The following is a 21,431-nucleotide window of genomic DNA, read 5'->3' as shown; positions in this document are numbered from 1 at the left end:
TCGCAAGAAGGACTGTGCAAGGAATATGTGGGATTCCTCCGCGGGGCGGACGGAAGACGCAGGCGGCTGGCTTTCATTGGCACGCCCCGACAGACGCGTCGTTCGACTGGTGGCAGACCAGGCAAGGACGCGGGTTTCTCGCGAACGCCGTGCGGCACCTGTCGCGGAATCCAAGGGGATGCGGGTTGACTCCATGGCCACCCGAAAGTCCCTTCGTTGCGTGACACGTCGCACAGTCGCGCTCGGTGTGACACGAGACGCACGCGTTCAAATTGCGCATCGCCTCCCACGCGTGATGGTTCGGTCCGCGCGGACCCGTGGTGAATTCGTTCGGCGGCGGATGAAACCGCCGGCCAGCCAAGCGATTGCCCGCGGCGGTGTCACGAGCGACGCCGACACGTCGATGGCAATCACCACAAAACGTCTGGAGCTGATGACAACTGACGCATCGGGGATTGTCCTGACGAGCTCCCTGCGCGTGCATCGAAAGCCAGTCGTTGGGGTGCACCTTGCGCGGACGCACGCGTCCATCGTGACAATCCGTGCACTCGTTCTCCGTGTGGCAACTGCCGCAAAACGCACTGTCGTTCGCCGCGACAGCCTTGTGCCGTTCGATGAAGTCCGCCGTGTGCGCGGCGTTGTGCATCCACTGCGGCGGCACGAGTTTGCCGGTGGCGAACGTCGTGAGCATGCGGCCATCGCTACGCGCCGTGTGACACGTGACGCACTCGCCCTTCGCTTGACCCTGCGCCGCGCCGCTCATGTTGTGGCACGTGAAGCATCCAGCCATGCGCGGAAGCTGCGCTCGCGTCGCAAGCTCGAGCTCGGCAACCTGGCCGTGACACTGACCGCACTGAATGTTGCGCGCGAGATGCTTCTTGTGCGTGAAGACGAGGTTCGCGTTCGGAAGAACCATCTGCGCCACGGTGCCATCAGCACCGGCCTTGTCGCCCAAGTGGCAATACACGCACTGACCGTCCTCCTCCGTGCCCGGCTTCATGGCCTTCAGGTCGGAGTGGTCGATGTCGTGACACGTGTCGCACGTCTTGGTTGGCTGCGGCATGAGCCGATCAGAGACCTTGTCGCTCGAAGCTGCGTCATGACACTTCGTGCAGTCCTGTTTCAGATCCTTGACGTGCTTCTTGTGATTGAACCGGATGGTAATCGTTTGAGGTGGAAAGATTTCCTCGCTCGGCATGGGCGTCGCTGCCGATCCCGGCGGCATGAATGCGAGCGGGACTTCGGCATCGTTCGGCATCGGATAACGCCCGCTTTGATAACCACCAGGGGGAGGCGCAGGAGGCTTGGGCGTTTCGGCCGGCGCTTCGCTCGTCTCGGCCGCCTCCGGAGTCGCTTCTTCGGCTGACGCATCGGGCCCAACGAGACCAAGCAGCAGCGCGGATACGCACGCGAGGACGACCCACCATCCAGGCAGCGATCGAGCATCGGTGCGCGGCGTTCGAGGCCGTCCTGATCGAGCAGTACTCATCATCCACCAAGCCTCAGATTGAGAATCGCCAGGAAGCGGAACCGCTGTCCCACGAGCCGATTCATGTCGTGCTCCCATTCGATGCGAACATCGGCCTGTTTGACAGGACGAACACCTGCACCGAGCACGTAACCGAACGAGGTCGCACCGCGATCGGGCCGCAGTGGATCGTTCCAGTTGTAGAGACTCATCCGTGCGAGCGTGAGGTATCGACCGCCGTCGAAACGCTTCTCACCGCTCACGTCCACACCACCGCGATGACCACGCGAGCCAGCTTGAAGCATGCCGCGAAGACCAACGTCGCCGGTGCCGAAACGATAGCGACCGGCAACGTTCGCCATCGCATCGACGACCGTGGAAGTTTCACGATTGGCTTCGTCGCGGATGAACGTCTGCGCGGTGCCGGGATCGATTTCCTGATCGCCGCTGCACAAACCCGAGGCAAGGCACTCCTCGTCGCCGAACGTTTCGGGATCTCCTTCGGTCTGCCAAAGACGCACACCGCCCGATGCCGAAAAGTCGAACTTGCGCGATGGCGCTGCCGAAATGCGTGCCGTTACCGATGTCGTTGGGCTTCGCGTGAACCAGTTGAAGATCGAGTCTGCGTCGAACGTGGGCACGAAGTAGTCGACGTCGGCTCCAACGGTCGTGCGAGATCCGAGGTATGCCTCGAGGCCGCCGTAATACGACGCGATGATTTGGTTGTAGAGGTCGTAGGTGAATCCGCCCTTGATCGCGCCGAGCGAGCTCTTGTTCAAGTCGAGCGAATAGCCAAGGCGATCCTGCGACAACCGCATGCCTTTGACGGTGTGAAAACCTCCGCCGGGATCAGGGAACTGCTGCGTGACGGACGTGCCTTGGTTGTACACACGACGGTAGGAAAAACGGCCGTGTATCCAGCTCGGGCCGTTGGTCTCGAGGTTGACTCCGAACGCCGGCGCGGGTTGCGTGTACTGGTACGACGGGTAGTCGGTGACGCTTGGTTGATCAGCGGCCGTGCCAAACCCAACGTGACTGCCACGCCAGACGCCGGGCCGTTCGAAACGCGACGTCGACAAGGCCAAACCACCGCGTTGTTCGAAGCCGGCATACACCTCGGCTTGTACGAAAAACGGAGTCGTCACGCGCGCGAGAGCTCCGTCGAACGACCACCATCCAAGTGTGTCGACGACGTATTGGCGTCCCGCGCGAAACCCGAACCACCCATTGAAGAGGCTTCGCCCTTCGACGTACGCGTACATCAGGTCCACGGGAGCCTGCTGCAATCCCGGGACAAACCTCATGCCGGGGCCAGCCTCGGTCTGATAACTCGTCTCGCCACCGCGATCGGCATCTCCGAGGTGCCCGTTGATGCCGAAGTCGGCGTCGAGGCGCACGCGAAGCACGGCAGAGAAGTCGGCTTTGCCTGGCACGTAGTCGCCCTGCAAGTTGTAGACGCTGAGCGACAACGTCTGCATCAAGCGGCGCCGATTGAGAATCGTGTCGCCCCAAGGACTCGCGAGCTGATAGGCCTGCAGCGCCGTTTCACTTCGAACGTCGAAGTCGAGCGCTCGGGCCTCGCGCGGAGCTGCGACGACCATCGTTGCGCCTGCAGCAAATCCGGCCGCAGTCACGCGCAGAAGGCGCGCCAATCGTTGTGCCCTCACTTCTGCGATGCTCGCTTTCCGTCGAGTCGTACTGGCAGTCGTACGCGCTTCATACGCGTCTGCAGCTAAGCCTTCGACACTCCCCGACTTGTCGGGGCAAGCGTGATCCTCAGCGAGCGATGGGGGTGGTGTCAACTGACACGAACATCACGATGAGTGCTCGATCGCGGGGCGCGTGCGTCACGTCGACTTCACGATCCTCGCAGCGCTCTTGCGATGCTCCCCCATACGCGCGATCGGCGCGCACGTGGCTACGCGGGTCGTTCAGTTGAACCCAAGCGAGCGTTTGACGATCTTGCCGCCTTCACCAACCGAGTAGCCGGAGGTGTCAGAAAGCGCGTCGTCGACGGCATCGCGGCGAGAATCGGGGATCGTCCACCCACGTACGAGCAGCCCATCGGCAATTTTATTTTTGACTCGTACGGATTCCTCTTGAACGAGCAAGTCGATCAGCCCTTCGACACTTTCAGGCATGCCCTGCGCGAACGTCGTTTGCACGGCGTGGAAACGCACGGTCTCGTTGACGTCCTCGAAAAACCGTTCCACCGCGCTGCGCACGTCCTCGTGCACGACATCCTCGAGAGCCTGGATGACATGGATCTTAGGCTCGACGTTACGCGCATACTCAGTGTCGAAACGATCGAGCAGCGCGATGAGCTCGTTGCGGTAGTCCTCGTCGTCGAGAATCTCCGCGAGGATCTTGAGTGGCCACGTGAGCGCTTCCGCCTTCGCGCAAAAGTCGACCACGGCAGGCACGACATCCTTGCCCGTCGCGACGATGCCACGGAACGCGATGTCCTTTTCTTCCTGGTCGGTGATCGACGGGTCGATGGTGAACGTGAACCGCTTGAGAAGCGCAGCAGCCGCCTCGGGCGAGCTCATCTCGACGAGCGTCTGAATGGCTTCGAGACGATCGTAGGTCTGGGCGCGTTTGTCCGCGACGACCTTGGCGGGCCCGCTGATTTTCTTGTCGACCGCGGGGGCCGGGGCCGCGTTCGTCGTGCTCTTGGGACTCTTGCGGAGGAAGTCGAAAATGCCCACCTGGACCTCGATGCGTGCCTACTCGAGGCAAGCACGGAGGCATCGCATAGGGCTTTGCGACGGACAAGGCAAGTTCTCGCGGACGTTGCGTGGCTGCTGCACGTTGCGAATCGCCTGTCGGGCTCGCTTAGCCTATAAAGTACGCTTCCGCCGCCGTCCCTCGTTGCGCGACCCTCGTACAACATCCGCGGGAGGCGGCATGCGGCCGACGCCGTCGCTGAGTTGCGAGCGATCTTTGGATTTGGTGTGCGGGGGAGGATTCGGCGGGAAAAGCCGCGTTATTCGCTGATTTTCACGCGGTGCGGGAAGGAGAACAGCAAGTTCACGGTGATCATGCTGTTGAAGCGGAACTGGCGGTCTTTGCTGTTGACGGCCGTATCGGGGAACGCTTCGTCGTTGCCGGCGCCCGCGTTGTCGAAACCGGACGTATTGCGGGAGAACGGCATGGCGCGCCACTCCGCACCGAACCCGAAAAACTCGAGCTGACGCGGGTAGAAGTTCCAGCCGACGCCGAAGGTCGGGGCGATGCGGAGGCCGCTTTCGAGCTCGAACGAGCTAGCGCAAGCGGTGATGGGGTTGCCGTCATCGTCTTGACCACAAGCCATGCGTTCTTGCACGCCGACGAATGCAGCTCCTGCGAAGAAGCTGATGTCGGTGTCGGCGGTGAGTGCGCCGAAGAGCGACAGTTTGCCGCGGAACGGAACGACGTTGATTTGAGGTGCAGCGACAAACTGGATCTTGCCGAGCTGATCGTCGACGAGCAGACCGGTAGAAGCTCCGCCCGTCGACTGCGCGATACCCGGGCGCGTCAAGTTGACGGCGGTGAGTTTGCAGGGCTGAACGTTTTCTGGAGCGGGCGTCGTGCTGCTGCACGCTCGACTGTCGACGGCCTTTCCTTGGAGCTCATCGGTCAGTGACGTCGTGGTCGAGATGCCGTACGCGCCCCAGATACCGAACCCAAGCCAGTCGGTCGGATGCCAACTCACGCGAAGTCCTGGAAGGATCGTGCGTTGGTATTCGTCGAGCAGTGTGAAGGAGGAGCCCAACGCAATTTCGACGCGGCCTTTGCGATGCAGGCGCAGTTGGCGCACGGCAGGGGCACCCGCGAGAGGCCCCGTGAGCTGAATTTCTTGTGCCTCTACGCTCGCAGTTGCACCGAGTGCGGCGGCACCGGCAAGCACTGCGACAATCCCGCGGCGCAGTTGCGGAAGGCGAGACGCGCAAAGGTTATTGACGAATCGACGCATCATGCATGTCCCCGTACTTGGCTGAACCGTCCTCTGAATTCCTTTACGCCGCGATCGCCATGCTGGATTGTCCAGCATGGCTTCGGATCACTTCGGCAGCCGGTACTCCCAGGTGAACGGGAGGAAAACCGAGAAACCAACCTGCGCCTGAACGTTGTTGGTGAAGCTCGTTTGATCGGCTGTCCATGTTTCGGGCTTCTGCGCAAACGGAATGCCGTCCGTGTCGCGACCCGTGACGATCGTCGGATTCTCGAGCTCATCGAAGAAGATGTAGTCACTGAGCTCGGCGACGACGGCAAACCAGCGGTTGAGGAAGATGCGCAAGCCACCACCGACATGGAACGACAGTCGCGGCTTGTACTCGAACGTGCGGTTGTCCGGATCGACGACGGCGATGGGACGTGACGCGATGGCTCCGACGCCGCCGAGCACGTACAAGTCGTAGTGGAAGATGAAGTCGCCAAATCCAGCAAACTTGCCGTACGCCGGAACGTACGTGAAGTTTGCGTTGGCGTTCCACGCGTACTCCGTGATCGGAATGCCGACGCGTGCCGCGCGGCTCGTCTGGAAGTTGAAGTTCGATGGCGCGTTCAGGCCGGCGTAGAAGTTGCCGTTGATCCCGACCGCCATGACGTTGTTGATGTAGAAGTTGAGCGCGAGACCCGGTCCGTTGTGCGCAACGAACTGATCGTTCATCGTCAGTCCGAAGTACGGGTTGATCTCGAAGCGAAAACGGCGGAGCGCATAGATCTGCTGCACCGCGTACATCTCCGCGTTGATCGGGCGCTTGGCGGCCTCCGCCATGTTGATGCTCGGACAGGCGTCGGGATCAATCTTGCAAATGTCGCCGAGGCCGCCGTCGCCATCGCCTTCACCCGCACCTTCGCCACCTTCGCCACCTTCGACAGGAGTCGTCGAGCCATCGCCCGCGGCATCACCTCCTGCGGGTGTTTCCTCCTCGTCGAGGTTGATCTCTTTGGGCTGGTCCTTTTTTGGTTGCGCTGACGCCGTCAACGGTGCCGCCAGCAGCGCCGCCGCTACGAGGAGCCCCACTCGAGCCTTATTCATCGCCATCCCTTCCGCAGTTCGTGCGACGCCATCATCAGATCCATCCACCGTGCTTCTAAGTATGCGACTTTATTACGAAATATCGGCCAACCCGAGAAGTGGGCCGGACTATATCACGGACAAAATCTGAGAATCAACAACCAAATCGTACTTCGTGCTCGTCATGATCTTTTCGATCGATATCCGACAAGCGGTTCGGATGAAAGCATCATCGACGCCGAAGGGGAAGAGTGTCTCGACAAAAGCAACATCAAGCCGCTGTGAACCAGCAAAGGCCGAAGGCCCGCGTAGAGCAACCCAAACGGGGCTTGCCCTACGCGAGCATTCCTGCATCGAAGCAACTTCAGGCTGCCGCATCGGTCGCTTCGTCGGCCTGACCAAGTAGCGCCTCGACAAACTCGTCGGCGTTGAAGTCACGCAGCTCGTCCGGACGTTCACCGACGCCAATGTATCGAACAGGGAGCGAGTGCTCGGCACATACGCCGAGGACCACACCACCTTTGGCCGTTCCATCGAGCTTCGTGAGAACGATCCCGCTGAGCGGCAAAGCCTCTTTGAACAGCGCTGCTTGTTGCATCGCGTTCTGACCATTGGTCGCATCGAGCACGAGCAGCGTTTCATGCGGCGCACCGGGCAGCGCCTTGTCGATCGTCTTCGCAACTTTCTTCAGCTCGTCCATCAGGTTCGTCTTCGTGTGCAAACGACCTGCAGTGTCGGCGAGCACGACGTCGGCCCCGATCTCCGCAGCCTTCTGGATCGCGTCGAAGATCACCGCACCCGGATTCGCTCCGTCCTTGCCACTGACGACCTCACAACCAACGCGCTTGCCCCACACGATGAGCTGCTGAACGGCAGCCGCGCGGAACGTGTCGCCAGCTGCAAGCACGACGGTGCGTCCTTCCGCCTTCAGACGCGTTGCAAGCTTGCCGATCGTCGTCGTCTTTCCAGCACCATTCACGCCGACGAACATCACCACCGTCGGCCTTGCAGGGAGCTTGATGTTCCCCCCGCTGCTGCCAAGGATGTCACGCACTCGCGTGCGAAGCGCTTCCCAAACCTGATCGTCGGTGACGAGCTCCTTGCGCTTGATGCCAAGACGAATCTGCTCGAGCAGCGTTTCGGTCGTCTTGACCCCCACGTCCGAGGTCAACAGCACTTCTTCGATCTGATCGACGAGACTCGGATCGACTTCGCTGCGACCCACGAAGAGCGCCTTTAGGCGACCAAAAAAACCCTCGTTCTCGCGCGCCTTTGCAAGTCCTCGACGAAGCCCTGCGACGTCCTTCTTCCGAGGTGCAACGGGCGGGGGAGCGGCACCAGCAACGATCGCTTTCGGCGCAGGAGCTGCTTCGACCTTCGGCGCAGGTGCTACTTCCGGAGCCGCTTCGGGCTCTGGTGCAGGCTCGGCAGCTCTGGGCGCAGCCACCGGCTCTTCTTTGGGAGCAGCCTCGGCCTTGGGCGGCGGCTTTGCCTCCTCCTTTGGCTTGGCCTCCTTGGCCTCGTCCGTCGGCTGCTTTGTCGGAGCTTTCTTCACCTCTTGCTTCGCGGGTTTGTCCGCGGCTTTCTGAGGCGCTTCCGATTCGGCAGCGGGCTTCTTGTCCTGGAGCTTCTTGGGCTCCGGCGCTTTTTCGATCTGCTTCGGGGCTTCCGGCTTCCGAATGAACAGGAAGTAAACGGCGGCCAACACGATCAGACCGATGACGATGTAAAGGGGCTCCACGATGTGCGTTCTCCAGCGATCGCGAACTCGCGCCCGCGACTATATGAGACCCGACCCGTACGTCAACGTTTGCGCTCGTTTGCGAGCACGATGAAGCCGCACGGGACCAAGTTGGTTGGGCTGAGTGCGCGTTTGGCGCGCATCATACCCCAAGCTTGCGGCCGCCGCGCGGTTCTCCGGCCACGAGCTGCGACTCGAGCTGTTCATCGACCATTGCCGGCCCATACGCCGCTGTTTCGACGCCACGTGCCCACTGCTCGACTTCATCGTCTTGGGCGCGAAACGCCGCTCGGCGCACATGCCCCGGCGTGGGCTCGGGCTGGGCGTCGAAGGGAGCTCCCGTGCGCTGCGCCCAACGAACGAGACGCTCGAGGAGAGTTCGTCGCCGCGTCACGAGCGCAATGCGCAGGACCCCTGGCAAAGGCAGAGCTTGCTCGTGCTTGGTGTGTGCAGGCGCTTCGATGACGAGCCGCGCATCACTCCGATGGCTTGCATCCAGGACAAACTCGCCACGCTCGTTCGACGTCGCACGCGAAACGACGCCGTCGCCCTGAAATGCCGGCGCGATCACGACGAGACGAGCCGCAGCGATGGGCGTCGCATCATGCGCATCGATGACCGTGCCGCTGTACGAGGTTTGTCCTGCTTCCGCGCGCACGACATCGACTCCCGCACGCCCCGTAGGTACCGGCGTCTTGCCATCATCGGCATTCGGAACCGCACGCATCGGCGCACGTCGCCATCCAATGACGATCCACGCCGTCACGGCGAGCACGACGAGCGCAATCGCGATCTGTTTCGCCATGCCCGGGCCTCGAACCGAGATCTCGATGTCGAGCGACTTTCCGGCACGAAAGAAAGGTGCAGACGGCACGTAGCGAAGCTTCAGCGGAACCGTTCCGGCACGCTCGAACGAAAACGACGCGATGACACGCGCCACGCCGTCTCGTACTTCGCCCGCACCGACGCTTTCGTCGCCACGCAACGCTTCGACGACACCTCCCGTCACAGGACCACGCAACGTCTTCACGTCGACGTCGATCGGCACACCGTCATCGGGATCGCCCACGTCGACGGGGTGCGACAACGACAACGCGACGTCGGCACGTCGCACGATCGGCTGCGACGCAGTCGCTTTTGCAAGCACCGTCGTGCCATCGAAACGCAGGCGCAGTTCACCCGCGCCGGGTCCCGCAAACGCCTTCGTCGGCAGCTCGAAACGCACGCGCCCATCCCCGCCCGTCGACTGCTCCGCGATACGCTCACCACGCTCGTCTTCGAGCACCACCACGAGTCCTTCACGGCGCACGACACTCGACGTCGATCGTTGACTCGCGGCTCGGTCGACTCGTAGCGATGCCGTGAGTGACACACTCGGTCGCTCGAGATCGATGACGTCCGGAGGCGGTTCGAAGCGCAAGAGTGTGTGCGCGACGGAAGCTCTATTCGAGTCGAAGGAGATCGCGCTCTCGGTGGCATCGTGGAGCGGGTCGCCATCGAAGCGCAGCTTCAAGGAAGCTTTGCCGAAAGTCCCCTCGGCTCGAATGCAGAACTCACCGTGGTCATCGGTGCGCACTTCGTATTTGTCTGCGCTCGCAATGCGTGGCGTGCGACGTTCCCGCCGTGCGGCAGAATCGCACGGCGAAGGCAGTGGAAGAGGGGCACCAGGCGACCCATCGGGCGCGATGACCTGCAGCGTGATCGGGACTCCACCGAGCACCGCACCCGCGTCGTCCATGAGATGCCCGCGCACGATCGTTGCAGAGCCCTCGATCGTCGCAGTGGCACCGATCTGCGCTCCGCCTCGCACCTGAATGCGCACGGCCCCGGCGGGCTTCGATGCTTGTGCCGAAGCCCATGACGAGACCAGCATCACGAGCAATGCGGCGACGAGGTGAAGCGGCAAAAACGAGTTTCTCGTACGGGCGTCTCCGCCTCGGAACATTCTCTTCCCATAGGTGGGAACGCGTCGCGTGGCCAGGGCTACTTCGCGACTTCCAGATCGTCCGTCATGCGCGACGCTTTGAAGCTCCATGCGAGCAGTCACGTCCAAGCCCCCGCGTCCGCAGACCCGCTTTCGGTGCGAATGGTCGGGAGTGAGGTGCGCGCGCGATGGTCACGGAACAGAGGCGTCGACGAGTCGAGGAGCAGGGTGACGACGATGGACGGGCATGTGTGTGCAAGCTCTTCGATCATCACGAATTGCAACCAGCGCCGCCTCCCGAAGGCGAAGAGGTGGTGTACCTTTATGGGTCCTATGCGCAAGAGCATCAGCGTGCTCGTGGCTTCACTTCTTACCGTCGCGTTCTTACGCGAGGCGCATGCCGATCCCAAGACCGGCTATCTCGTGCAGCAGCTCAAGACCAGCGATGACTTTCGCGTGCGCACGCAAGCTGCGCTCGCGCTTGGTGCATCGGGTGACGATGCTGCGGTCAAACCTCTGTGCGACGCGCTTGCCGATGACAACGTCATGGTCAAGCAATCGGCCGCTGCAGCACTCGGCAAGCTCGGCAAGGCCGGAGGTGTTCCGTGCCTGAAAGCAGCCCTCGCGAAAGAGACCGCTGCTGGACCGAAGAAACAAATGCAGAAGGCGCTCGACGCTCTCGCCGGCTCTGCTGCTCCCCCACCTCCTGGTCCCGACTCCAAGTATTACGTGGCGATCGAAGTCACGAACAAATCCAAGCGAAAGCTCGACGAAGTCGATGCGATCGTTCGCAGCGCGATTCAGTCGAAGCTGCTCGGCAGGAAAGGTTATGCCGTTGCGCCGAAAGGCGAGTCGAGCGCAGCCGCGGGGAAGATCGTCAAGTCGAAAAAGCTCGCGGGCTACTACCTCATCGCGAGCGTCGAGGCGCCCGTGTATGACGGAGGGAGCCTGACGCAAGTCGTTCGCGTGAGCATGTGGACCTATCCAACGAAAGCGCTCAAAGGCGAGTTTGCACCAAAGCTCACGCAATCGGATACGCCGAAGCCCGATCCCGAGAGTGAGACGACGCTGATCAAGATGTGCGTCGAGAACGCGGTCGATACGTTCACCAAGGTCGTTGCCTCCATGTGACGCGCTTTTCTGGGCCAACGAAACGCGTCATGGCAAAAGTCGAAGAAGGTTTTCCCATGAGCGATGCGTCTGCCCCCGACACCACCCCTCCCAAGACTGGGCGCCAGCAGCGCCGTCTTCGCAACTTCCTCCTCGACAAACAATTCCAGCTCAAATACGCGGGCATGCTCGCGGGCATTGCGCTCGTCTTGTCCGTCATCTTCGGCATTGGGCTTCGAGCCACCAGCGAGCGACTCGTCCAGCGAAACCGCGACGCGGTCGCGCGGAGCCAACAGCTCGTTACGCAGGGCCAAGAGACAGTTCGTCGCGGCAAACTCGTCGTCGATCTGAGCAAGAAGGTCAACGACGTCGTCGCGATGAACATCACGAAGGCATACGGAGACGATCCGGAGCTTGCCAAGACGTTCACCGAGCAGACCGCGACGGACGAGAAGAAGTTCAAAGAGGAACAACAACTGCTCGAAGCTGATGCGGCGATGTTGCGCAAGCGAGCGGACGAGCTCGAGCTCGAAGCGGCCACGTTCGAGGAGCAGCGGAAGGTGCTCACCCTGATGCTGGTCGGCGCGCTGCTCGTCTTCGTCGTGTGCATTGGCCTCGCGGGGATTGTCGTGACGCACAAGGTCGCGGGTCCCATCTTCAAGATGCGGCGCATGTTTGGACAAGTCGGCGACGGTCACTTCTCCCTGCGCGAGCGCTTGCGCAAAGGCGACGAGATGCAGGCGTTCTTCGAAGCGTTCGAAAAGATGCTCGAGCGACTGCGCGACATCCAAGGCAAAGACATGACGCGCATCGACGAAGCAATTGCTCGCATCGAAGGCGACGCGTCGAGTGATGCGGTGGAGATGCTGAAGAAGCTACGTGCCGAGATGCAAGTGCGGCGCGACGGTTGAGCTTCGGGCCGCCGTTTCAGAAGGCTGCACGAATGTGTTCGACGATGGGTTTGTCATTCTCGTCGAACGTGACGCCGACGGCGTCGAAGCGCATGCGCGAGATCTGTTGGTCCTTCAGAAATCGCTTTCTCCACAAACTTTCTCCAGCGGCACGTAGTCTTCGGCGCTTGGCCGGCGTGATGCTGTCGAGCGGACGCTGGTAAGAGCCAGGTCCACGTGTACGCACTTCCACGACCACGATGACGTCGTCGTCGCGCACGAGCAGATCGATCTCGGCTCGGCCGACACGGAGATTCCGCGCGAGGATCGAATATCCTATGAGCTCAAAATAGTTTGCCGCTGCATCTTCCGCCCGTGCGCCGGATTCTTGGCGCGTGCGTGTGGTGGTGGACGGATCGATGCGTTTGGACGCAGCGGGGGCGGCGCGATCGACCGATGAAGTCGATCGCTCTCGAGTGCGTGGTGGCCGTTTGTCGGAAGTGAACAGAGGAAAAGGTTCGTCGCGTGGGAGGGTCAGGTGCCTTCGCCCGTGGCGAAACCGACGCCTTTGCACTGCGTGGCGTTGAAGTGACCTTTCACCGTGCCGCAGGTGCCTTCGGTGGTGAATTCGGTGCCTTCCTTGATGCAGTACTTACCCGAGAGCTGTTTGTCGCCGAGGCCCAGGTAGGGGCGGATCTGCGAGCAGGTGTAGCCCGTGGGGCATTCGCAGAAGTTGAAGTTCGGATCGGGCTCCTCACCGTCGGCGACGTCGCAGCGGCACGAGCAGTAGACGGCTTGTGCAGCGTCGCGTTTCGAGGTGTCGGCACACTGACCGCAAACTTCCGATTCGATGGGTGTGTCGGTGCCAGGGACGCAGCAGGGTTTGTCCGCGTCTGCATCGGTGGACGTCGGCGTTTGGCAGCCGTTTTCCGGTGATGCAGGGCTTTTGCCCTGACCGTAGGGGCAGCTCACGCGGCCCTGGAAGTGATTCACGAGGCAGATACGCGTCTGGCACTGGAAGGAGCGCGACTCGATGTTCTCCTCGGTTATCTTGAAGCCGGCGAAATCGGTGTTGTATTCGTCCTCGGGGACGCAAGGGTCGCCGACGCCGCCGCTTTGACAAGCAGTGGGCAACGCGCCCACGGCCAGTACGCTGATCAAACCAAGCATGCCGGACAAGATCGAACGGGTCATCAGATCGTGCTCCTTAAGGCCGGGAGGCGCGCCCCTGCATCCATAGCCGAAGCGCGCGAGCATGACGCGCCGCCACGCGCCCATTGTGCGAGGACTCAGCGAACGCGGCCAGCAGTGTGGACGCTAATCGAAGGTACGGAAGACCGTCAACCTCTCGATGCATGTCTGACGTCGACAGTGGCGGATATCTTGGATCACCCCTGCACATATGATGGGACCCAAGCGCGACGTGCGGGCTCGTGTCGGAGGTGGCGCTGACATGACACGCCTCGAGAAGTGCGTCACGTGCGGAAAGGGCTGCTTGACAAGCCGAACGCCAACCTTTTACCATCCGCGGCCAGCATCAGGATGCGCTGATTCTCATTGGTTTTTTCGGTCTCGCTTTCCAGTGACGGCGTCTGGAGAGACGCGATCATGAAGGCCTTGTCCGCTGCAGATCGCGGGATCCCAGCGGAGCAGAACTTTCATTGGGTGATGCCGACAAGGCGTTGGGCACCAACCTTCCGAACGAAGAGGAACGACGAATGCGGAAAGGGCTTGCAACTCTCTGTCTCCTTGCCTCTGCCCTGCTAGTGGCACCCACGGCCCAGGCCCAGAACAAAGGCAAGCCGGCCGCTGCCGCTGCGGGCAAAGGGGGCGCGAAAGACGCTGGCAAAGGGGGCGGCAAGGCCGCGCCCACGGAAGTCCAGCTCGATGAAGAAGACGGACCGGTCACCGCCGGCCAAATGACCGAAGAGGCGGCGCAGGCCAAGCGTCTCTTCGACGCCGATCGCTGGAGCGAAGCGGCGCTCTTGTTGAAGCGTGTCGTCGATGGCGAAACGGGCGACGACGAAGGCAACAAGCAGATCCACCAGTATCACCTGGCGATCGCGCTCTATCGCTTGCAGTTCTACCAAGCCAGCTACGCGATCTTCTCCGAGATCGCGGACAAGCCAAACCACCTCAAGTTCAATGAAACGCTGCTTTGGCTGTCGAAGCTCGCAACACAACTGCCCGAGCCGGCCGACATCATCGAGCGCGTCGGCAAGTACAAGACCGAGCAGATTGCGCGCTTCAACAACCCGCAGCAGCGCGATCTGTACTGGCAACTGAACTACCTGCTCGGACGCTACAAGTACCGCAATCGCAACTACGACGAAGCCATCGAGCTCTTCGAGAAGGTCGACAAGAAGAGCAAATACTACGTGCAGGCGCAGTTCTTCACGGGCATCTCGCACGTGCAGGGACGCAAGTCGGTTCCCGCGATCAAGTCGTTCCAGCGCATCGTGCAAGCGCTCGATGAAGGCGTGGAAGGTGTCGAGGACGAGAGCCGCATGCGCGACCTCGCGTTCCTCTCGATGGCACGCACGTACTACTCGGCGTCGATCCGCCTCGACGAGAACGCGGTGCCGACGATCGACGGCAACAAGCTTTCCGCTGCGGTCAAGTATTGGAACCGCGTGGACGTCGCCAGCGAGTACTGGCTCGACGCACTCTTCGAGCAGTCTTGGGCCTACTTCATGGCCGGCGACTACCCGCACGCGCTCGGCAACATTCACACGATCGAGTCGCCGTACTTTCCGAACGCGTTCTATCCCGAGGCCGACATTCTGAAGGCCGTCATCGCGTTCACGATCTGTCAGTACGAAGATGCAACGACGATCGTCGCGCGGATGAAGAATCGCTACGAGCCGATCAAGAAGGAGTTCGAGTCGATCTTGAATCGGTTCAAGGGCGAAGAATCCGAGGCGAAGTTCTTCGGGTTCTTGAAGGACGTGCGATCGGGCAAAGCCACGCTTTCACCGACGGTCAAACCGATCGTCGAGAACGCGTTCTCGGATCGCCAACTGCTCCGCAACCTCGAGTACGTGCGCGTGCTGGAGGAGGAGGAGGGGCGTTTCAAGAAGGCGCCGGCTGCGTTCCGCACGTCACCGCTTGGTGGAGACGTCACCGACGCGCTGCAGCTCGCGAAAGATCTTGCAGTTCGCAACGCCGGTACGCTCGCGCGTGATCGTTACCAACGGTACCTCGACGAACTCAACGAGCACCTGCGGAACTCGGCCAAGATTCTCATCGACATCACGGCGGCAGAACGAAACAAGCTCGATCAGGAAGTCGTGAGCGGTCAGCTCACGAAGGAAGAATCGCTCGTGTTCGGTCAGGTCAAACCCGACGAGGAGCATGTTCTCTGGCCGTTCAACGGCGAGTACTGGCGTGACGAACTCGGGTTCTATCGTCAGGTCGTTACGTCGAAGTGCGGCAAGTAACGAGGATCTCGGGATCTTGTGGACGCGGCCATCGGTCGCTTTTTGGGGGGCAAACGGAAGCTCGATGAGCTTCCGACTGGCGGGTTTCAGGTGAGGAGATGACGACGATGAAGCAGTCGAACGTGGGTGTGCTTCGGACGCTCCGTCTAGCGGCCGCCGCGGTGGGTCTATGCGCCACCGCATCAATTGCGGGTCAGGCGTCGGCCGCCGACGAATGCATCACGCAGCAGGCCAAGGACAATCTCGCGCAATGCCCCGGTGGATCGTTGAAGCAAGGGGCCGGCAAGAAGCCGGCCATGAGCTTCAAGTCGGCTCCACAGCAGGTGCAGCTCAAAAAGCGCGATGACATGCTCAAGCCGGTCAATCCGACGACGTCGATGACCGCCGCACAACGCGATGAGCGTCGTGCGCGGCTCAAGGACAAATCACGTCAACTGCTGATTACCGAAATCCAGCAGGTCGAAGCGCTCTTTGCGAGTACGCCCAAGAAGTCGTCGGATCGTCCGAAGCTCATGCGGCGTCTCGCTGAAGGGTATGTCGAACTCGAGGCTGCCGCGTTCCGTGACAAGACCGAGAATGCCATCAAGGCAGACGAGGCGAAGGCGAAGAAGGACAAGAAGGAACAGGCCTTCCGCGCCGAATCCGGCAAAGCCGACAAGATGCTCGTTTTGGCTCGCCAAGCGGCTGTCAAGTATTACAGCATGCTGAAGAATCAGTATCCGAAATGGTGTCAGACCACCAATGCGGCTGATCCTTCGAAGAGCACCGGCTGCACCGACGAAGTGCTCTATTACCTCGCATACGAGCACGAGCAGGGCAATAACCTCGACGAAGCTCGCAAAGTCTATTTCGAGCTGATTCAGAACTGGCCTCAATCGAAGTACATCCCGAATGCGTATCTCGCATTCGGCGAGCTGTTCTTCAACGAGGCGCAGGGCGATCCATCGAAATGGCAGCTCGCGCAGCAATCGTATTCGGAAGTCATCAAGTACCCCCCGCCCGATAACAAGGTTTGGGGCTACGCCCATTACAAGCTCGGGTACGTCTACTGGAACATGGGCGACTTCTTGAAGTCGATTTCCGAATTCAAGAAGACGATTGAATACGGCATGCAATATGCGAGCCTCCCGAACGCGGCGCAGCTCGCGATTTCGGCGCGACGTGACATCATTCCCGTCTACGCGCTCGGAGGTGCTCCGAAGGCAGCGCACGACTTCTTCAAGCCACTGTCGGGCGATAAAGGCGTCGAGAATGAAATGACGCTGAAAATGATGGATGATCTCGGCCAGAACTATCTCGATACCGGCCATTACAAGGAAGGCATCGAGCTATATCGCGATCTCATGGCGCGCGATCGCGGCCCGCGGTTCTGCAAGTACCAAGGGCACATTACGGAAGCCACGCTCGCGATGAAGTCGGGCAACAAGGCTGGGATCAAGTCCGAGCTCGACAACATGCTCCAAGTGCACGACAAGTTTGTCACGGAAAGCCATCCGGAGGACGTCAAGCTCAAGTGTTCGAATACGACTGCGGGGCTTTTGACGGAAACCGCAATGGCGTGGCACCTCGAAGCCGTCGGTTCGGGTGGTGTTCGCGGTACGGGCGACAAGAACACGATGACGCTTGCGGCGCAGATCTACGAAAAGGTCGTAGGCTCGTTCAAGCAAGAGCAATTCGCGAAGTTCGAATTTCCGCGCATCGTGAGGGAGGACTGGCCAAACGTATTCAAGATCAAGTACGCAATGGCCGACCTTCTTTACTTCAACAAGGATTGGGCAAAGTGCGGCCCGGCATTCGATGCCGTCGTGGCCGAGGATCCGAATGGTCCGCTCGCGCCTGAAGCCGCGTTTGCGGCGGTTCTCTGCTACCAAAACATCTATACCGAGCTCCACAAAGACGGTTCGGAAAAGAAGGGCACGGGGAATCTCCCGAGCTCGGCGGACGGCGGCAAGAAAGACCCCAAGAAGGCGCAGTCGGACAAGGCGAAATACGCTCCGAAGCCGTTTACCGACAACCAAAAGGGCATGCTCAGCGCTTTCAATCGGTACATCTGCTACATCAAGCCGCCCGAGAACGACAAGGAAGCCCAAGAGAACTACGTCGAAGTCAAGTACGCACGCGCTCGTACCTACTTCGAAGCCCAGCATTGGGAGGAAGCGGGATATGCATTCCGCGACATCGCAATGAGCCACTCCGACAAGGACGTGGGCATCTATGCGACGCAGCTTTACCTCGAGAGCGTCAACATTCTCGGGTCGAATTCGGATCCAGCGCGTCCGTCGTGTTATGAGGACATGGCGAATGACGTCCCCAAGTTCCTCGAGCTGTATTGCACGAAGGGCAAGGAAAAGGACAACGCCGAGCAATGCGGAATTCTTACCCGCATTCAACGCGACATCGAGCGTCTGCGTGCCCAGAAATTGATCGAAGCGGCGGACGCCGGCAGCGGCGGTGTCGACACGATCAAGATGTACGAAAAGGGCGCCCAGGCGTACATGGAGCTGTGGAAGAAGTACGGCGAATCGGCGTGCGAAAAGAAAGAAGCGTCGTGCGAGAAGAGCGAAGAAATCCTCTATAACGCCGCTCGAGCTTTCCAGGCCGCGCGTCTCATTGCGAAATCGATCGCCGCTCGTCAGATCCTGCTCAACCCGAAGTACAACCTCAACAAGACCGAGCTCGCCAAGAAGTCGGTTTACGAGATTGGCGGTAACTACCAGGCCATTGCGGTCTACGACGAAGCTGCCAACTGGTACGAGAGGTTTGCGGCCGAGAACCCGAAGATGGAGAAGGCCCCCGAGGCGCTCCAGGATGCCGTCGTGCTTCGCTTGGGTCTTGGTCAAGAGGATCAGGCCATCAAAGACGCCGAAGCTTTCGGACGGAACTACGGTGGACAGAAGCCGGCCCAAGCTGCGCAGATCGCGTTCGCCATCGGTTCGCATTACATCGAGAAGGAAGATTGGGAGAATGCGCGCAAGCGTCTGAGTGGCGCGATGTCGCAAATCGATAGGAATGCGACGTTCGACATTCAGATTCAGGCGCACGCAATGCTCGCCCGCGTGTTCACGAAGATCAACAATCCGTCGAGCGCTGCGCCCGAATACAACAAGGTGCGCAATTACTGGAAGGACCCGCAAGCGGCCCTGAAGAAGCTCGACGCGATTGGTGGCGGCGAAGACGAGAAGCTCCGACGCATTACGAAATCGCTGACGGCCGTTGGCGAGGCGCTGTTCTTCTTCGCCGAGCAGAAGCGCAAGGAAGTCGATAAGATCAAATTCCCCATCTACAAGGGGTCTGGCCAGCGCGACGATGTGATGAAGCACATCCAAGGCAAGGTCATGGATTGGATCAAGAAGAAGCGTCCGGCCATCGAGGGGTTGGCGGAGGAATATCGCCAAATCGTCAACCTCCAGCCCGCGCCTCCGCCCAAGTGGGTCATTGCAGCCGGTTCGCGTGTCGGTCAGGTATGGGGCCGGTTCGTTCTGGAATTCCGCGCGGCGCCCATTCCCAAGGAATGGAAAGGCAATGGCATGGTTCCCGGCACCGACCTCAGCTATGCCGAGCTTCGTGGTGAATACTTCGCGAAACTCGACGAGGCGAGCGAGCCGCAGAAGCAGATGGCGAAGAGCGCCTTCAAGACGTGCCTCGACTATTCGATCAAGTTCCAGTACTTCGACGAGTATTCGCGCACGTGCGAGGAGTGGCTCTCGAAGAACTACGGCGCTGAGTACCACTTGGTCGACGAATTCCGCGGTTCTCCGTCACGGGTGAACTCGGGTATGAGCGACAAGGCGCAGCCGCTCAATATCGACGGGACGGCATTCGTGCCGGTCGTGGATACGCCTGCTGCCGCGGACAAACCTGCTGACAAGCCGGCGGCGAAGTAGCCGAAGGAGAGATGGAGGAAGCCATGAAGCGACTATCGATTCTTTTGGCAACGACGGCCATTGCGGCTGCTCTCGGATGCGGCGGCGGTGCTACCGGTAGCGGCGGCAAAGGCGCGGTGGATCCGAAGACCGGCGCGGTGATTACCGATAGCAAAGGCAACGCGGTATCCGTCGCAGCGGCGAATAAATACAAGGATGGTCTCGAGACATTCGCAAAGCACGACAAGGCGGGCGATTGGAACGAAGCCGCGTGCGAAGAGACGGCGAAAGTCTTCTTGGATGCTGCGGACGAGCAGGACAAGAAGTTTCTCGAGGCTGTCTACAATGCTGGAGTTGCTTGGCAGCGTTGCAAGAACGATGCAAAAGCAAAGGAGTATTTCCAGCAGGCATTGAAGGCGGATCCCAAGTTCCACCGCGCTCGCGTGCAGCTTGCGATTTACGCATTCGCCGAATCGGGTGAAAAGAACATCGATCAGGCGATTGCAGAGCTCACGCAGGCAGCCATCGTCGACGCTCAATTCAAGAACGTCGAAGGTCTCGTGCAGCTCGGCATGCTTCACATGAAGCGCAATTCGCAGACCGACAAAGACGGCCGCACGGACATGCAGAACGCCAAGCGTTATGCGCAAAGCGCATTGGCCGTCGACGACGGGTATTTGCCGGCGTTCAATCTTCTCGCGCTTCTCTACATGGAAGCGGCGAAGCAGAAGGCGGGACGTTCGTCGAAGAAGGGCGTTGCGGCAGCCAGTAGCAAGGAAAAGAAGGTCGATACGCAAGCGCTCGATCTCGCGGCTCTCGTGTGTTCCCAAGCGATTCGGAAGAATGCGAATTATGCCCCGATTCACAATACCGCGGGCATGATCAACGTCGAATTGGGCAACTTGAACGCGGCCGTGAGCTCGTTCAACAGGGCTCGGCAGCTCGATCCGACGTTCTACGAAGCGCAAATGAATTACGCGGCCGTGAACCTTCAATTCCGAGGGTTTGCGCAAGCCGAGGAAGCGTATCGGGCGGTCGTCAAAATGCGCCCGAACGATTACGACGCGCGATTGGGCTTGGCGCTCGCTTTGCGGGGTCAAATCGACGACTCGAACTTCGACAAGATGGTCGCCGCAGCGTCAGCCGAGATTGCGGAGGCCAAGCGGATCTCGCCGGACCGTCCGGAAACGTACTACAACGATGCGATCCTGACGCAGGAGTACAAGGCCAAGAGTGGTTCGGGCAGCAGCGAGCCCGTTCTGCTCCAGGCAAAGGCCCTTTTTGGTGAGTTCATCAAGAAGGCCGGTTCTGCGCCCGAGTATGCGGATGCGGTGAAGCGCTCGAAGGAGCGCATGGAAGAAATCCAGCAGATCATCGACTTCAACAAGCAGACCGAAGCCGAGCGCAAAGCGGCGGAGCAAGAAGCGAAGCAGCGCGCGGCCGAAGCGGAAATCAATGGTCCTGATGGGGAAGGAAAGCCCGCGGAGGGCGGTGGTCAGTGAAGGGTTGGGCCCGCGGTGTCGAGGACGCAGCGGGCCCAATTCTTTTGTGGGAGCGGAACTTTCGTGCGTTCGGGGTATCCAAGCAGATGAGTGTTTCGGGTGTCTCGAATCGCGTTGATGTTTTCCGTTGATCTAGCCGGGCATAGCACGATAGTGTGTTCGTGATATTACGGCGGATCGAGGCGTAGGAGGCTGAGATGAAGAAGTCGACGCGTTTGGGTGCTGCGCTGGTGAGTGCAATGGCGGTGCTTCTCGTGAGTTCGTTTGCGCTGGCGCAGAAGAAGGATGGCAAGAAGGACGAAGGATACGGTTACGAGTTTTCCGACGATCCGTTGAATGCTGGCGGTTTCGGCCCCAACGACGCCACGATTCGGGTTCGTCCGGGACCAGTTCGTACGACGCTGATTCGTCCGCGTACGACGTTCGTCCCCGAAATGTTGAAGTCCGTCGAGAACTTGTAAGGGTCGTGATCGTGCGCCTGGATCGGGTTT

At 60.5% G+C, this 21,431-nt stretch carries 15 protein-coding genes; 6 read left to right on the top strand and 9 right to left on the bottom strand.

The features are described 5' to 3' along the window. Positions 1 to 73: 73 nt before the first annotated feature. The 7 genes from IPM54_38040 to IPM54_38010 form a co-directional block, all read right to left on the bottom strand. Positions 74 to 1,489, bottom strand: coding sequence for a cytochrome c3 family protein (locus tag IPM54_38040; GenBank protein MBK9265578.1), 1,416 nt, complete (start codon positions 1,487 to 1,489; stop codon positions 74 to 76). Further along, positions 1,489 to 3,069 carry a hypothetical protein gene (locus IPM54_38035; protein ID MBK9265577.1) on the bottom strand — a complete coding sequence of 527 codons (1,581 nt, stop codon included), beginning with the start codon at positions 3,067 to 3,069 and terminating at the stop codon, positions 1,489 to 1,491. The genes IPM54_38040 and IPM54_38035 overlap by 1 nt, the downstream gene beginning before the upstream one ends. A 330-nt stretch (positions 3,070 to 3,399) precedes the next feature. After that, a complete protein-coding gene (locus IPM54_38030; protein ID MBK9265576.1) occupies positions 3,400 to 4,176 on the bottom strand; it encodes a HEAT repeat domain-containing protein in 777 nt (258 codons plus the stop codon). Positions 4,177 to 4,454: 278 nt separating this feature from the next. Next, positions 4,455 to 5,426, bottom strand: coding sequence for a hypothetical protein (locus IPM54_38025; protein MBK9265575.1), 972 nt, complete (start codon positions 5,424 to 5,426; stop codon positions 4,455 to 4,457). 84 nt (positions 5,427 to 5,510) lie between these two features. Beyond that, complete coding sequence (locus tag IPM54_38020; protein ID MBK9265574.1) at positions 5,511 to 6,491, bottom strand: outer membrane beta-barrel domain-containing protein; 981 nt, start codon at positions 6,489 to 6,491, stop codon at positions 5,511 to 5,513. A 343-nt stretch (positions 6,492 to 6,834) separates the two neighbouring features. Next, positions 6,835 to 8,211, bottom strand: a complete 1,377-nt coding sequence (gene ftsY / locus IPM54_38015; protein MBK9265573.1) for a signal recognition particle-docking protein FtsY — start codon at positions 8,209 to 8,211, stop codon at positions 6,835 to 6,837. Positions 8,212 to 8,353: 142 nt separating this feature from the next. Continuing rightward, positions 8,354 to 10,156, bottom strand: a complete 1,803-nt coding sequence (locus tag IPM54_38010; GenBank protein ID MBK9265572.1) for a carboxypeptidase regulatory-like domain-containing protein — start codon at positions 10,154 to 10,156, stop codon at positions 8,354 to 8,356. 216 nt (positions 10,157 to 10,372) lie between these two features. On the opposite strand from IPM54_38010, the gene IPM54_38005 reads away from it, so the two are divergent. Both IPM54_38005 and IPM54_38000 read left to right on the top strand, forming a co-directional pair. Continuing rightward, positions 10,373 to 11,266: a HEAT repeat domain-containing protein gene (locus IPM54_38005; GenBank protein MBK9265571.1), complete on the top strand. Its 894-nt coding sequence runs from the start codon at positions 10,373 to 10,375 to the stop codon at positions 11,264 to 11,266. Between the two features lie 29 nt (positions 11,267 to 11,295). Next, positions 11,296 to 12,156, top strand: a complete 861-nt coding sequence (locus IPM54_38000; GenBank protein ID MBK9265570.1) for a HAMP domain-containing protein — start codon at positions 11,296 to 11,298, stop codon at positions 12,154 to 12,156. A gap of 16 nt (positions 12,157 to 12,172) precedes the next feature. Here IPM54_38000 and IPM54_37995 read toward each other — a convergent pair whose 3' ends face one another. Continuing rightward, on the bottom strand, positions 12,173 to 12,709 hold the full coding sequence (locus IPM54_37995) for a YraN family protein (protein MBK9265569.1): 537 nt from the start codon (positions 12,707 to 12,709) through the stop codon (positions 12,173 to 12,175). Continuing rightward, positions 12,670 to 13,329: a hypothetical protein gene (locus tag IPM54_37990; protein MBK9265568.1), complete on the bottom strand. Its 660-nt coding sequence runs from the start codon at positions 13,327 to 13,329 to the stop codon at positions 12,670 to 12,672. Before IPM54_37990 ends, IPM54_37995 begins: the two co-directional genes overlap by 40 nt. 524 nt (positions 13,330 to 13,853) lie before the next feature. Here IPM54_37990 and IPM54_37985 point away from each other — a divergent pair. From IPM54_37985 to IPM54_37970, 4 genes are all read left to right on the top strand, one after another. Continuing rightward, positions 13,854 to 15,575, top strand: coding sequence for a hypothetical protein (locus IPM54_37985; GenBank protein MBK9265567.1), 1,722 nt, complete (start codon positions 13,854 to 13,856; stop codon positions 15,573 to 15,575). A gap of 107 nt (positions 15,576 to 15,682) precedes the next feature. Next, complete coding sequence (locus IPM54_37980; protein MBK9265566.1) at positions 15,683 to 19,459, top strand: tetratricopeptide repeat protein; 3,777 nt, start codon at positions 15,683 to 15,685, stop codon at positions 19,457 to 19,459. 11 nt (positions 19,460 to 19,470) lie between these two features. Then, on the top strand, positions 19,471 to 20,940 hold the full coding sequence (locus tag IPM54_37975) for a hypothetical protein (GenBank protein MBK9265565.1): 1,470 nt from the start codon (positions 19,471 to 19,473) through the stop codon (positions 20,938 to 20,940). Between the two features lie 197 nt (positions 20,941 to 21,137). Then, complete coding sequence (locus IPM54_37970) at positions 21,138 to 21,401, top strand: hypothetical protein (GenBank protein ID MBK9265564.1); 264 nt, start codon at positions 21,138 to 21,140, stop codon at positions 21,399 to 21,401. Positions 21,402 to 21,431: the final 30 nt, after the last annotated feature.

The sequence above is a fragment of the Polyangiaceae bacterium genome (genome assembly GCA_016715885.1).
Lineage (GTDB): Bacteria > Myxococcota_A > Polyangia > Polyangiales > Polyangiaceae > Polyangium.
Note: the sequence above shows the minus strand (reverse complement) of the source record. Positions and strands in the feature narration are given on the sequence as shown.

Excerpts from the sequence above, each read along its gene's own strand:
- IPM54_38040 (MBK9265578.1), bottom strand. The coding sequence starts at position 1,489 with ATGAGTACTGCTCGATCAGGACGGCCTCGAACGCCGCGCACCGATGCT.
- IPM54_38035 (MBK9265577.1), bottom strand. The coding sequence starts at position 3,069 with ATGGTCGTCGCAGCTCCGCGCGAGGCCCGAGCGCTCGACTTCGACGTT.
- IPM54_38025 (MBK9265575.1), bottom strand. The coding sequence starts at position 5,426 with ATGATGCGTCGATTCGTCAATAACCTTTGCGCGTCTCGCCTTCCGCAA.
- IPM54_38020 (MBK9265574.1), bottom strand. The coding sequence starts at position 6,491 with ATGAATAAGGCTCGAGTGGGGCTCCTCGTAGCGGCGGCGCTGCTGGCG.
- IPM54_38010 (MBK9265572.1), bottom strand. The coding sequence starts at position 10,156 with ATGTTCCGAGGCGGAGACGCCCGTACGAGAAACTCGTTTTTGCCGCTT.
- IPM54_38005 (MBK9265571.1), top strand. The coding sequence starts at position 10,373 with ATGGACGGGCATGTGTGTGCAAGCTCTTCGATCATCACGAATTGCAAC.
- IPM54_38000 (MBK9265570.1), top strand. The coding sequence starts at position 11,296 with ATGGCAAAAGTCGAAGAAGGTTTTCCCATGAGCGATGCGTCTGCCCCC.
- IPM54_37990 (MBK9265568.1), bottom strand. The coding sequence starts at position 13,329 with ATGACCCGTTCGATCTTGTCCGGCATGCTTGGTTTGATCAGCGTACTG.
- IPM54_37985 (MBK9265567.1), top strand. The coding sequence starts at position 13,854 with ATGCGGAAAGGGCTTGCAACTCTCTGTCTCCTTGCCTCTGCCCTGCTA.
- IPM54_37980 (MBK9265566.1), top strand. The coding sequence starts at position 15,683 with ATGAAGCAGTCGAACGTGGGTGTGCTTCGGACGCTCCGTCTAGCGGCC.
- IPM54_37975 (MBK9265565.1), top strand. The coding sequence starts at position 19,471 with ATGGAGGAAGCCATGAAGCGACTATCGATTCTTTTGGCAACGACGGCC.
- IPM54_37970 (MBK9265564.1), top strand. The coding sequence starts at position 21,138 with ATGAAGAAGTCGACGCGTTTGGGTGCTGCGCTGGTGAGTGCAATGGCG.